At 72.9% G+C, this 12,770-nt stretch carries 9 protein-coding genes and 1 pseudogene; 3 read left to right on the top strand and 7 right to left on the bottom strand.

What is annotated here, in order from left to right:
- Positions 1–37 precede the first annotated feature (37 nt).
- Entirely contained in the window at positions 38–787 is a 750-nt protein-coding gene (locus tag IO40_RS0110635; protein ID WP_031175310.1) for a bifunctional DNA primase/polymerase, read from the top strand.
- 76 nt (positions 788–863) lie between these two features.
- Here the strand turns inward: IO40_RS0110635 and ftsY are convergent, their stop codons facing one another.
- Positions 864–2,108, bottom strand: coding sequence for a signal recognition particle-docking protein FtsY (gene ftsY, locus IO40_RS0110630; RefSeq protein ID WP_016470098.1), 1,245 nt, complete (start codon positions 2,106–2,108; stop codon positions 864–866).
- Between the two features lie 104 nt (positions 2,109–2,212).
- On the opposite strand from ftsY, the gene IO40_RS0110625 reads away from it, so the two are divergent.
- Positions 2,213–3,232 carry an LLM class flavin-dependent oxidoreductase gene (locus tag IO40_RS0110625; protein WP_016470097.1) on the top strand — a complete coding sequence of 340 codons (1,020 nt, stop codon included), beginning with the start codon at positions 2,213–2,215 and terminating at the stop codon, positions 3,230–3,232.
- Between the two features lie 78 nt (positions 3,233–3,310).
- On the opposite strand, the gene IO40_RS0110620 is transcribed toward IO40_RS0110625, so the two are convergent.
- The 4 genes and pseudogenes from IO40_RS0110620 to IO40_RS0110605 form a co-directional block, all read right to left on the bottom strand.
- The gene (locus IO40_RS0110620) at positions 3,311–4,744 is read right to left on the bottom strand and encodes a sugar porter family MFS transporter (RefSeq protein WP_016470096.1); all 1,434 of its coding nucleotides are present in this window, start codon (positions 4,742–4,744) and stop codon (positions 3,311–3,313) included.
- 334 nt (positions 4,745–5,078) lie between these two features.
- A complete protein-coding gene (gene smc / locus IO40_RS0110615; protein ID WP_016470095.1) occupies positions 5,079–8,696 on the bottom strand; it encodes a chromosome segregation protein SMC in 3,618 nt (1,205 codons plus the stop codon).
- Positions 8,697–8,937: 241 nt separating this feature from the next.
- Positions 8,938–9,141: a hypothetical protein gene (locus tag IO40_RS0110610; protein ID WP_016470094.1), complete on the bottom strand. Its 204-nt coding sequence runs from the start codon at positions 9,139–9,141 to the stop codon at positions 8,938–8,940.
- A 313-nt stretch (positions 9,142–9,454) separates the two neighbouring features.
- Positions 9,455–9,730 (bottom strand): annotated as a pseudogene (locus tag IO40_RS0110605) (acylphosphatase); the annotation flags it as partial.
- A 257-nt stretch (positions 9,731–9,987) separates the two neighbouring features.
- On the opposite strand from IO40_RS0110605, the gene IO40_RS0110600 reads away from it, so the two are divergent.
- Positions 9,988–10,857, top strand: a complete 870-nt coding sequence (locus IO40_RS0110600; protein ID WP_031026069.1) for a CAP domain-containing protein — start codon at positions 9,988–9,990, stop codon at positions 10,855–10,857.
- A gap of 78 nt (positions 10,858–10,935) precedes the next feature.
- Here the strand turns inward: IO40_RS0110600 and mutM are convergent, their stop codons facing one another.
- Positions 10,936–11,808: a bifunctional DNA-formamidopyrimidine glycosylase/DNA-(apurinic or apyrimidinic site) lyase gene (gene mutM / locus IO40_RS0110595; RefSeq protein ID WP_016470091.1), complete on the bottom strand. Its 873-nt coding sequence runs from the start codon at positions 11,806–11,808 to the stop codon at positions 10,936–10,938.
- Between the two features lie 95 nt (positions 11,809–11,903).
- Entirely contained in the window at positions 11,904–12,767 is an 864-nt protein-coding gene (gene rnc / locus IO40_RS0110590) for a ribonuclease III (protein ID WP_016470090.1), read from the bottom strand.
- Positions 12,768–12,770: the final 3 nt, after the last annotated feature.

Below are 12,770 nucleotides of genomic sequence, written 5' to 3'. Positions count from 1 at the left end.
GCGTAACCATCAGCTTTCGGGACCCGTTGGAGGGAGCATGGGCTTCACGATCGGCGCCATCAGCGGTCTCAGCGGCATCCGCGAGATCCGGGACCTGCGGCCCGGGGCGCGCAGACGCGAACACGCCCAGGTGTGCACCACCGTCGCGGAGTACACGAGCCTGTGGGGCTGGGACGTCGTGCCCGGCGCCCGCGCGGTCCGCTCCGGCACACGCGTCACCTGCTCCTGCGGTGCCGGTGCCTGCCCCGCCCCCGGTGACCACCCCCTCGACGCCACGCTGGAGGTGTCGGCCGGCGCGACGCTGGACGAGGCCACCCGCGCCTGGGCGCAGGTGCCGGGGGCCGCGATGCTGCTGCCCACCGGCCGCGCCTTCGACGTGCTGGAGGTCGCCGGGTGCGCCGGCCGCTGCGCGCTGGTGCGGCTGGAGCGCATGGGGGTGCCGCTGGGCCCGGTCGCGGAGACCCCGCACGGACGGGCCTGGTTCCTGGTCGCGCCGGGTGCCGCCGCCGAGCTGCCCGAGCTGCTGTACCGCATGGGCTGGGACGACGCCGACCTCGATCTGCGCGGCCGGGGCGAGGGCGAGCACATCACCGCGCCCCCCTCGGACCTGGCCGGACTGGGCGCGGTGCACTGGCTGCGCCCGCCCACGCTGGAGACGGCGGGCCGCCCGCCGCAGGCCCGGCTGCTGCTGGGCACCCTCGCCTATGTCTGTCACCGGTCGGCTCTCGCGCGGCCCCGCGCCGCGGGCGACGACGCGGTGGCGAAGGATGCGGAAGACAACTCCTAGCCCCACAACGGGTCAGGGGGTGCGAGGCCCAGCCTCGCACCCCCTGACGCCGTTCGGGGCGACCGTCGGGTCCGGGTCATTCCGCGCCGGGCTCCACCAGCGCGTCCACGAACGCCTCGGGCTCGAAGGGTGCCAGGTCGTCGGCGCCCTCGCCCAGGCCGACCAGCTTGACGGGGACGCCCAGCTCGCGCTGGACCGCGACGACGATGCCGCCCTTGGCGGTGCCGTCCAGCTTGGTCAGCACGATGCCGGTGATGTCCACGACCTCGGCGAAGACCCGGGCCTGGACCAGACCGTTCTGCCCGGTGGTGGCGTCCAGCACCAGCAGCACCTCGTCGACCGGGCCCTGCTTCTCCACCACACGCTTGACCTTGCCCAGCTCGTCCATGAGCCCGGTCTTGGTGTGCAGACGTCCGGCGGTGTCGACGAGCACCACGTCGGCACCGGCCTCGGTGCCCTGCTTGACGGCGTCGAACGCGACGGAGGCCGGGTCGCCGCCCTCGGGGCCGCGCACGGTACGGGCACCCACACGCGTGCCCCAGGTCTCCAGCTGGTCCGCGGCGGCGGCGCGGAAGGTGTCGGCGGCGCCCAGCACCACCGACTTGCCGTCGGCCACCAGGACACGGGCGAGCTTTCCGGTGGTGGTGGTCTTGCCGGTGCCGTTGACGCCGACGACCAGGACGACACCGGGACGGTCCTCGGCGCCCTGCGTCTCGGTGTGCACGGTGCGGTCCATGTCCGGGCCGACGAGCTGGAGCAGCTCCTCGCGCAGCAGCGTGCGCAGCTCCTCGGGGGTGCGGGTGCCCAGCACCCGGACGCGCTCCCGGAGGCGCTCGACCAGTTCCTGGGTGGGGCCGACGCCGACATCGGCGGTCAGCAGGGTGTCCTCGACCTCTTCCCAGGTGTCCTCGTCCAGGTGTTCCCGGGACAGCAGGGTCAGCAGGCCCTTGCCGAGGGAGTTCTGGGAGCGGGACAGACGTGCGCGCAGCCGCACGAGGCGGCCGGCCGCCGGTGCGGGGGTCTCCACCTCGGGCGGCGCTTCGGCCGCCTCGGGGGTGGCCGGGGCCTCCGCCTCGGCCTCGGTCTTCTCGGCCTCGGGGAGGCCGACCTCCTCGATGGTGCGGCGCCCGCCCTCCGGCGGGGCCTCGGTCTCCTCCCCGACCTTCGGTTCGGCCGTGCGGGCGGGTGCCTCGGTGGTGCTCTCGGGGGTGCGGGGCTCCTGTGGCGGTGCCGTCTTCTTGCGGCGTCCCGTGACCACGAGCCCGCTGATCGCGGCGAGCGCGATCACAGCGATGACTACGACAAGGATGACGATTTCCATAGCGGGTCCAGTATCCGCCACCGTCAACGCTTCCCGGCCATTCCCTCTTCGCGCGCGCTGGGCTACGGTCCACCCCCGCCGTGCCGTGGGGAAGGGGTCACCGCGTGAGAGTGACGACGTCCGTCCGCTTCAACCTTGTGCACCCACAGCCGGGTTCGGGACCGCCGCCGGTCCCGGAACAGCCGGGTGACCGGTACCGGGCCGCGCTGGAGATGGCGGCCTACGCCGACGAGAAGGGTGTGACCTCTCTCATCGTGGAGGAGCACCACGGCTCGCCGGACGGCTGGCTGCCCGCCCCGCTGGCCCTCGCGGGTGCCTTCCTCGGCCGTACGCGGACGGCCCTGGTGACGGCCTGCGCGGTCCTGGCGCCGCTGTACGACCCGCTGCGGCTGGCGGAGGAGATCGCGGTGCTCGACCTGGTCAGCGGCGGCCGGCTGGTGACGGTGGCGGGCCTCGGCTACCGGCCGGAGGAGTACGCGGCTTTCGGAGCGGACTTCGCATCCCGCGGCCGGCTCCAGGACGAGACGCTCGAAACGCTGCTGGCGGCCTGGACGGGCGAGCCGTTCACCTACCGCGGGCGGACGGTGCGGGTGACGCCGCGCCCGCACACCCGCCCCCATCCGCCGCTGTTCGTCGGCGGCGCGGCCCGGCCGACGGCCCGGCGTGCGGCGCGTCTGGGGCTGCCGCTGTTCCTGCCGGCGCACCTGCCCGAGCTGGCGCGCTACTACGAGGAGCGCTGCGCCGAGGCGGGCCGCGACCCGCTGTGTCTGATGCCCCCGCCCGAGCTGCCCACCGTCCATCTGACGCATGACGTGGACCGGGCCTGGGCGGAGCTGGGCGAGTACTTCCTGTACGAGGCCCGCCGGTACGCCTCCTGGCAGCCGCCGGGTGCGCACTCGCTGATGTCGACCGGGGCGGGGACGGTGGAGGAGCTGCGCGCCCAGGGGGTCTACCGCTGTATGACGCCCGAGGAGTGCGTGGCGATGGTGGAGCGGCAGCCGGCTGACGACCGGCAACTGCTGCTGCACCCGCTGTGCGGCGGGCTGCCCGTCGACGAGGGGTGGCGTTCGCTGCGGCTGCTGGGCGAGGAGGTGCTGCCCCGGCTGGCCGGGGAGGACGGCTGAGGGCGCCGGACAGTCCGCTGCCCCGGCTCCTGGCGAGGGGGCCGGGGCAGCGCCGTGCGAGGAGTGGGCGGCGGGGGCTTAGCCCATCTCCTCCAACGCCTTGCCCTTCGTCTCCGGCACCCACTTGAGGATGAACGGGATCGAGAGCAGGGCGAAGACCGTGTACACGATGTACGTCGTCGACAGGTTCCACTCCGACAGGCTCGGGAAACTGGCCGTGATGGCCCAGTTGGCGATCCACTGCGCACTGGCGGCGACACCGAGGGCGGCGGCTCGGATCTTGTTGGGGAAGATCTCACCGAGCAGCACCCAGACGACCACGCCCCAGGAGAGGGCGAAGAAGAGGGTGAAGGTGTGGGCGCCGACCAGGGCGATCACGCCCTGGGTGTCGGGCAGCGAGACGTTGTCGCCGGAGCCGGTCTTGTAGGAGAACGCCCAGGCGACCAGGGCCAGCGAGAGCGTCATGCCCACCGAGCCGATCAGCGCGAGCGGCTTGCGGCCGATCCGGTCGACGAAGATCATCGCGATGACCGTGCCGACGATGTTCACGATCGAGGTCGTGAAGGAGTAGAAGAACGAGCTCTCCGGGTTGATGCCGACCGACTGCCACAGCGTCGAGGAGTAGTAGAAGACGACGTTGATGCCGACGAGCTGCTGGAAGACCGACAGCCCGATGCCGATCCACACGATGGGCAGCAGTCCGAGCCGGCCGCCGAGCAGGTCCTTGAAGGTGGACTTGTGCTCGCTGCGCATCGCCGTCTCGATCTCGCCGATCCGCTGGTCGAGGCCGGCGTGCTCGCCCTCGACCCCGGCCAGCACCCGGCGGGCCTCGCTCTTGCGGCCCGCGGAGATCAAGAAGCGCGGCGACTCGGGGATGGTGAAGGAGAGCAGGAAGTAGACGATCGCGGGGACCACCATGATGCCGAGCATCCACTGCCAGGCCTCCAGCCCGGCGAGGGTGCCGCGCTGCTCGCCGTCGGCCAGGTTGAGGATGCCCCAGTTGACCAGCTGCGAGACGGCGATGCCCAGCACGATGGCGCCCTGCTGGAACGAGGCGAGCCGGCCGCGGTAGGCGGGCGGGGACACCTCGGCGATGTAGGCCGGGCCGATCACCGACGCCATACCGATGGCGATGCCGCCCAGGACGCGCCAGAGGGCCAGGTCCCACAGGGCGAAGGGAAGCGCCGAGCCGATGGCGCTGATGGTGAACAGCACGGCGGCGAGCCGCATGACGGGTATGCGGCCGATGCGGTCGGCTATCCGGCCGGCGATCGCGGCGCCGATGGCACTGCCGATGAGTGCGGCGGCGATGACCTGCGCGAGCACCGCCGAACCGACGTCGAAGCGGCCCCGGACCGCCTCCACCGCTCCGTTGATCACTGAGCTGTCGTAGCCGAAGAGGAAGCCGCCCATGGCGGCTGCCGCGGTGATGAAGACGACACGGCCCAGGGGTGCCGTGTGCGCTCCGGGGCCGGGCCGCGTGGGCGTCGCCGGCTGGGCTGTGCTGGTCACGTTCTTCTCCTGAGGTACCCCGGCGACGGTGCCGGGCGGGGACACCACCGTCAAAGAGTCGAAGAGGCGAAGGGGTCGGAGACGGCCCTGGCCTCCGGCTCGACGGCAGCACCTCAGACTGTAAATCTTCAATTCATGAAGTCAATAGGTCCCCTCCTGCGACGAAGAGCACAGCGAGGAGGGGAAACATTCGACTCTTGAAGAGAGCTGAGCTGTTCAGCTCCTGGGGATGGGGACCGCGTGCGCCGCTGACCGCACGGCGGCGGAGGACGCCCGGGAAAACCCGCGGAAAGGCCGGGTGGCCGGGGAAACCGGCCGGAGGGCCGGGAGCGCCTCAGCTGAGGCGCTGGCTGATGACCTTCGAGACGCCGTCGCCCTGCATCGAGACGCCGTAGAGCGCGTCGGCGACCTCCATCGTGCGCTTCTGGTGCGTGATCACGATGAGCTGGGAGCTGTCCTTCAGCTCCTCCATGATGCGGATGAGCCGCTGGAGGTTGGTGTCGTCCAGCGCCGCCTCCACCTCGTCCATCACGTAGAACGGGCTCGGCCGCGCCTTGAAGATGGACACCAGCAGGGCGACCGCCGTCAGCGAACGCTCACCGCCCGAGAGCAGCGAGAGCCGCTTGACCTTCTTGCCGGGCGGCCGGGCCTCCACGTCCACCCCCGTGGTCAGCATGTCGTCGGGGTCGGTGAGCACCAGCCGGCCCTCCCCGCCCGGGAACAGCCGGGAGAAGACGCCCTCGAACTCGCGGGCCGTGTCGTGGAACGCCTCCGTGAAGACCCGCTCGACCCGCTCGTCCACCTCCTTGACGACCTGGAGCAGGTCCGCCCGCGTCTTCTTGAGGTCCTCCAGCTGCTCGCTGAGGAACTGGTGGCGCTCCTCCAGGGCCGCGAACTCCTCCAGCGCCAGCGGGTTGATCTTGCCCAGCTTCTGGTAGGCACGCTCGGCCGCCTTGAGCCGCTTCTCCTGCTCCGCCCGCACGAACGGCACCGGCTTGTTGCGCGGGTGCTCGGGGTCCTCGGGCAGTTCCTCGCCCTCGGCGGGCGGCGAGGGCGGCACGAGCTGGTCGGGCCCGTAGTCGCGTACCAGTCCCTCCGGTTCGACGCCCAGCTCCTCCAGTGCCTTGGCCTCCAGCTGCTCGATGCGCATCCGCTTCTCCGCGCCGAGCACCTCGCCCTTGTGCACCGAGTCGGTCAGCTTGTCCAGTTCATCCTTGAGGGCCCGGCCCTGGGCACGTTCCTCGGCCAGTGTCCCTTCCCGCTCCGCCTTGGTCCGCTCGATGCCCTCGCGTTCCTCGCGGGCCCGCTCCAGCGACGCCTCGATGTGGGCCAGCAGCTGGCGGGCCCCGTCGGAGACGGCCTGGGCGACCTCCGCCTCGTGACGCAGCCGCGCCCGGCGCTCCTCCGCGCGCGCCCTGGCCTCGCGCTCGGCCCTGGCCCCCCGGTCCAGTGCGTCCGCGCGGCCGGCGAGCGCCTTGACCCGCTCCTCGTGGGTACGCACCTGGAGGCGGGCCTCCATCTCGGTCTGCCGCGCGTTGGCACCGTCGGCGGCGAGCCGGTCGCGGACGGAGGTGTCCGGGTCGTGCGAGGCGTCCGCCTCGTGGGCCTCCTCCGCCACCGTGAGGCGTTCGGCCAGTTCCTCGGCCTCCTGCCTCGCCTTCGCCAGGGCCTCCTCCGCCTTGGCCACGGCCGCCGCCGCGCGTTCCGCCTCACCCCGGGCGGCCCGCGCCTGCCCGGCGAGGGTGCCCACCCGGCCGGCGATACGGGACTTCTCCCGCTCCGCGAGGCTGCGCCTGCGGGCCAGGTCCTCCTCGGTGGCCGCCGCCTGCCGGCGCCGCTCCTTCGCCTCGGCCTGGGCCTGGCGCAGGTCTTCGCAGCGCGTCTCCAAGTCGGTGAGGGCCGCCTCCGCCTCGTCCACCGCCGCCTGCGCCTCCAGGAGGGAGGGGGCGCCCTCGGAGCCGCCGGCGGCCCGGTACGCGGAGAGGATGTCCCCCTCGGCCGTCACCGCCGTATGACCGGGGTACGCCCGCACCAGGCTTTCGGCCGCCTCCAGCGTGTCGACCACGACCGTGCCGGCGAGCAGGTGAGCGAGGGTGGCGCGGAGTTCGGGCGGTGCGGTGACCAGGGAGGTCGCCGGCGTGCCCGGCGGCTCGGCGGCGCCCGTCGCGGACGGGGCGCCGGCGGTCTCCGCCGCCCGGCCGTCCCGCGGTACGGCCGGACCGGAGGCGGGCTCGTCGCTCTGTACGAGCAGGGTCGCCCGGCCGCCGTCCTCCTTGCGCAGCAGGCGCAGGGCCTCCGTGGCCGTGGCCAGGTCCGTCACCGCGAGCGCGTCGGCGGCCGAGCCGAGAGCAGCCGCTATGGGCAGTTCGTAGCCGGGAGTGACGCTCAGCAGACCGGCCGCCGGACCCAGCAGGCCCGTCAGCCGGTCCTTGGCCGCCAGGAGAGCCGCCGTACCGTCCTTGCGGCGCAGGTTGAGGGCCAGCGCGTCACGGCGGGCGACCGTGGCGGCCCGCTCGCGTTCCGCCTCGGTGAGGGCGTCGCGGGCGGCGCCGAACGCGGACTCCGCCTCGGACAGGGCACGCTTGGCCTCCTCATGGCGGCCGGCCAGTTCCTCGTCGCCCGCGTCCAGGCCGTCGGCCTCACCGCGCAGCGCCTCGTACTCCTCCTGGGCCTGCGCGGCACGCTGGAGCGCTTCGTCGCGGGCTGTGACGAGACGGTCGATCTCGGCCTGGGCGGAGGCGACACGGCTGCGGGCCGCCCCCGTCTTGCCGCGCAGCCGTTCGAGACCTTCGCGGCGGTCGGCGAGGGCCCGCGCCTCGTCCCGGAGCCGGCGCTCCTCCTGCTCCAGCCGGCGCTCCAGCTCGGCCCGGTGGGCGACGGTCTCGTCCAGCGCCGTGGTGGCGGCCTCCAACGCCGCCTCCAGTTCGGCCTCCTGCTCCCGGATGCGGGCGGCCTCGCGCTCCATGTCCTCCGGGTCACGGCCCCGCCGCTCCTCGGCCTGGGGCGCCGCGGCGTGCTGGACCCGCTGGTCCGCCAGGCCGATGGTGCCGCGCACCCGCTCGGCCAGCTGTGAGAGCTCGTACCAGGTCTGCTGGGCCCGCTCCAGCCGCGGGGCCAGGGTGCGCACCTGCTGCTCCAGGTCCGCCTCGCGGCGCAGCGCCTCCTTCAGCTTCTCCTCGGTCTCCTGCTTGCGCCGCTTCAGCTCGGCCTCGTCCGCGACCTCCGCGCGCAGCGCCTCGCGCAGGCCCACCAGGTCGTCGGCGAGCAGCCGCAGCCGCGCGTCGCGCAGATCCGCCTGGATGACCTGAGCCTTGCGGGCGACCGCCGCCTGCCGGCCCAGTGGCTTGAGCTGGCGGCGCAGCTCGTCGGTGAGGTCCTGGACGCGGGCCAGGTTGGCCTGCATCGCGTCGAGTTTCCGCAGCGCCTTCTCCTTGCGCTTGCGGTGCTTGAGGACCCCGGCCGCCTCCTCGATGAAGGCGCGGCGGCCCGTAGGGTCGGCGTGCAGCACCCCGTCGAGCTGGCCCTGGCCGACGATGACGTGCATCTCGCGGCCGATACCGGAGTCGGAGAGGAGTTCCTGGATGTCGAGCAGCCGGCAGGTGTCACCGTTGATCTGGTACTCGCTGCCGCCGTTGCGGAACATGATCCGCGTCAGGGTGACTTCGGCGTACTCGATGGGCAGCGCACCGTCGGAGTTGTCGATGGTCAGCGAGACCTCGGCGCGGCCCAGCGGCGGACGGCCGGTGGTGCCGGCGAAGATGACGTCCTCCATCTTGCCGCCGCGCAGCGATTTGGCGCCCTGCTCCCCCATCACCCAGGAGAGGGCGTCCACGACGTTCGACTTGCCGGAGCCGTTGGGGCCGACGACGCAGGTGATGCCGGGCTCGAAGCGCAGCGTCGTGGCGGAGGCGAAGGACTTGAATCCCCGCAGTGTCAGGCTCTTGAGGTGCACGCGTCCGGACCCTACCGAGAGCGGCCCGCCGATGTCGCGCCGACGGCTCCGTAGCCGCGCGGCGGGTTTCCGCCCGACGTTTCACCGGGACGGCGCCAGGGCACATCAGACGTAACGAAGCGCACCGCGTTCGTCACGTCGTCACCAGCCCCCATCGCAAAGAACAAAGGGACGCCGAAGCGTCCCTTACAGATTTCCGAGTACGGCTGTCCTGCTCAGCCCGTCCCGCCCGGCGGGCGGGTCAGGTCAGCGCAGGCTCGGCCGGAGTCACATCGATGTCCTCGAACACCGAGTCACGCCGAGCGGCGGCGGACAGAGCGTCGTTCTCGGCCTGCATCCGTACGAGTTCGGATTCGAGGTCCTGGACACGCTGCTGAAGCCGTCGCATCTCGGCGAGCACTCGGGGGTCGGAGCCGCCGACGTAACCGAGAAGCGCCTTTGCCATAATGGATGGTCCTCCACACTGAGTGACCGACCGTGGGTCTGGTGGGTCGTGAGGGATTCGCACCTTCGATGGTCTGTTCTGGACTTTTGCTGAGGAATCTCTGGGTCAAACAGCTCAGGTGCGCGGGGATTCCAGGATCGCACCAAAAGGTTTGACGGTCAACACGATCACGCGCGGGACCCCCGGGCGTGCCCCGGCTCGACGGCTTCCGGCGCCGGAGCGGGCAACTCCCCAGGGGCTGTGTCGAAGATCCACTGCGCTCACTCGTTGCCGCAGCTTTGCACGCCACGGCGCAGATGGCAACCGTTTTGGATCAACGGATCGCGAAGCCCTGGTATCCCCCGCGGGGTGTGTCCCAGATCTCGGTGACACCGTCCACGCGTCCGGGCGTGTCCCCGCTCCTCAGCCACCCCAGCAGCTGCTCGCAGTCGGCGCGGCTGCCCTCCGCGACGATCTGCACCCGCCCGTCGCCCAGGTTGAGGGCGAAGCCGACGAGCCGGCCGATACGCAGCGCCGCCGCACGGGTGAACCAGCGGAACCCCACTCCCTGCACCTCGCCGCGCACCCACGCGGTCATCCGGGCCGGCTCCTCGGAACGCGGGCCTGCGGGCTGTTCGTCCCCCTGTGCGCGGAGCTCTTCGCGCGCGCTGTCGTACGTGCTGTCGTCGGTCGGGTGGATGGCAACCATGGGGTGCACGCTATCCGGACAATTCCCCGACGGGTACGCCCGCCCCCGTGCGGATGCCGTACATTGCCCGTCAACTCTCTTCACACCCCCCGCACACTCAGGGGTGATGAGGACAGACCGGAGACCGCCGTGACCCCCACCACGGGAGGACTGCACAGATGGGCCGCCACAGCCGCGCCGACACCCCCTCCGCGTCCGGGACGGAACCGGACCCCGGCCGCCGGTCCGCAGCGCGCCGCCGGCGCCGGACCGCGGCACCCGTCACCATGGGTCTGCTGGGGGCCTGCGCGGCGCTCTCGCTCGGTGTCGTCGCCGTCAACGGGCACCTGACGGACCGGGCGGGCGGTCCGGACGGCGCGGGCGACGACCGGGTCCGGGCCCAGGACGGTGCGGCGCCGGCGCCCACCGAGACATCCGTCACACCCGCCGAGCGGTCCTCCGCCCCCGCCGACGACGCGTCACGGCGGGCCGGGAAACCCGAGGAGTCCGGCCCCGGGATCGACAAGCCGTCGCGCACCCCGTCGGCCACGCCCACTCCCAGCCGCCCGGCGAGCAGCACCCCGGCGACCCAGGGCGACGGTGCGCGCGACGACACCCCCCGGGGCGGTGCCGGCCGGGGCGACGGCGACGGGGCGGCGACGAACGGCCAGGAGACGGCCGCCGAAGGCGAAGTCCTCGCCCTCGTCAACCAGGAGAGGGCGCAGGCGGGCTGCCGGCCGGTGAAGGCCGATCCCGAGCTGGCGGCGCTGGCCGGGCGGTTCAGCGTGGACATGGCCGAGCGCGGCTTCTTCTCCCACACCACACCCGACGGCAAGAGCCCCTGGGACCGTGCCGAGGCGGCGGGGATAGAGGATCTGGGCGGCGAGAACATCGCCCGCGGCCAGGCCAACGCACGGTCCGTCATGGACGCCTGGATGAAGAGCCCGGGCCACCGTGCCAACATCCTCAACTGCGACTACCGCACGCTGGGCGTCGGCGCGCACTTCGCCGAGGGCGGGCCGTGGTGGACGCAGGACTTCGGCTTCTGAAACCACCCGCGGTGAGGCCGTACGGCCTCTTCCGCCGGGCGCCGGGCCCGCGTGCCCGGCCGCTCGGCGCAGGCCTGCTCAGCCGGCGGCTGAGGCCCTGACGCGGGGGACGCGCTGGCAGCGGGGGCAGAAGTAGCTGGAGCGGTTCATCCAAGCGCTGCGGCGCATGGGGGTGCCGCAGCGGCGGCAGGGCTCGTCCTCGCGGCCGTAGGCGTCCAGGGAGCGGTCGAAGTAGCCGGACTCGCCGTTGACGTTCACATAGAGGCTGTCGAAGCTGGTGCCGCCCGCGGCGAGGGCCGCGGTCATCACGTCCCGCACGTGGCCGATCAGTTCGGTGGTCTGCCGCCGGGTCAGGGTGGCGGTGGGGCGGTCGTAGTGGAGCCGGGAGCGCCACAGCGCCTCGTCGGCGTAGATGTTGCCGACCCCGCTGATGAGCGACTGGTCGAGCAGGGCGCGCTTGACGGTGGTGCGGCGGCGGCGCAGCGCGGCGTGGAAGGCGTCGAGGTCGAAGGCGGGGTCCAGCGGGTCGCGGGCGATGTGCGCGATGACGTCGGGCAGCCCGTCCTCGGCCGCCGGGTGGAGCGAGAGCCCGCCGAAGGTGCGCTGGTCGACGAAGCGCAGCTCGCCGCCGTCGGCGTCCTCGAAGGTGAACCGCACCCGCAGGTGCCGCTCGTCGGGTGCCCCGGTGGGCTGGATCAGCAGCTGGCCGCTCATCCCGAGGTGGGCGAGGACAGCGTGGCTGCCGTCGTCCACGGGCAGCCACAGATACTTGCCGCGCCGCCGGGCGGGGCCGAGGCGGCGGCCCGCGAGCCGTGCGGTGAAGTCCGGCGGGCCGGCGGTGTGCCGCCGGACGGCGCGCGGGTGGAGCACCTGGGCGCCGCTGACCGTGCGGCCACTGGCCCAGCGCTCCAGACCGCGGCGGACGACCTCGACTTCCGGCAGCTCGGGCACGGGCCTCCTCCAGGCGGTAGAGCCCCGTGGCGGGGCGGTGATGACGGCGACGGCCGCCCCCGGCGGGGGCGGCCGTCGTACGGGTCGTGGCGGGGTCAGCGGGAGGCGGCGGTGCCTTCGCTGGGCTCGCCGCGCTGGCCCTCGGGCACGGACGGCCGGGCCGCCGTGCCGTCGGCCGTCTTGCCGCCCTGCTCGGCGGCGGCCTCGCTGCGCGCCGAGATGGCGCGCCAGGCGGCCTCGGCCGCCTGCTGCTCGGCCTCCTTCTTGCTGCGTCCTGTGCCGGTGCCGTACGCGACACCACCGACGCGGGCAGCAGCGGTGAAGGTCTTCTCGTGGTCCGGGCCGGTCTCGGAGACCAGGTACTCCGGGACGCCGAGGCCCTCGGCCGCGGTCAGCTCCTGGAGGCTCGTCTTCCAGTCCAGGCCGGCGCCCAGGCTGGAGGACCGCTCGATGAGCGGGTCGAACAGACGGTGCACGAGCTCGGAGGCGGCGTCCAGCCCCTGGTCGAGGTAGACGGCGCCGATGACGGCTTCCAGGGTGTCGGCGAGGATCGAGGCCTTGTCGCGCCCGCCGGTGCCCTCCTCGCCCCGGCCCAGCCGGATGAAGGCGCCCAGGTCGAGGCCGCGGGCGACCCCTGCCAGGGCCCGCGAGTTGACGACGGCCGCCCGCAGTTTGGCCAGCTGTCCCTCAGGGAGGTCCGGGTGCACGCGGTAGAGGGTGTCGGTGACCACGAGCCCCAGGACCGAGTCGCCGAGGAACTCCAGGCGCTCGTTCGTGGGCAGGCCGCCGTTCTCGTACGCGTAGGAGCGGTGCGTCAGCGCACGCACCAGAAGGGCGGACTCCAGTTGGTAACCGAGCCGCCCTTCCAGAATCGCGTGGGACGAGGCCGCGTCCACCAGCTCCGCGGATTCCCCTCCCTTCCCGGGAGTGGGTTCCTGAGGTGTGCCGGCGTTGGACATGAA

Origin of the sequence: Streptomyces albus subsp. albus, assembly GCF_000725885.1 — a bacterium.
GTDB classification, from domain to species: domain Bacteria; phylum Actinomycetota; class Actinomycetes; order Streptomycetales; family Streptomycetaceae; genus Streptomyces; species Streptomyces albus.
The sequence above is the reverse complement of the archived record's forward strand: the minus strand, read 5'-3'. Positions and strand labels throughout refer to the sequence as shown.

Bases quoted from the DNA above. Each gene is read 5' to 3' on its own strand.
- IO40_RS0110635 (WP_031175310.1), top strand. From the start codon at position 38: ATGGGCTTCACGATCGGCGCCATCAGCGGTCTCAGCGGCATCCGCGAG.
- ftsY (WP_016470098.1), bottom strand. From the start codon at position 2,108: ATGGAAATCGTCATCCTTGTCGTAGTCATCGCTGTGATCGCGCTCGCC.
- IO40_RS0110610 (WP_016470094.1), bottom strand. From the start codon at position 9,141: ATGGCAAAGGCGCTTCTCGGTTACGTCGGCGGCTCCGACCCCCGAGTG.
- IO40_RS0110600 (WP_031026069.1), top strand. From the start codon at position 9,988: ATGGGCCGCCACAGCCGCGCCGACACCCCCTCCGCGTCCGGGACGGAA.
- rnc (WP_016470090.1), bottom strand. From the start codon at position 12,767: ATGTCCAACGCCGGCACACCTCAGGAACCCACTCCCGGGAAGGGAGGG.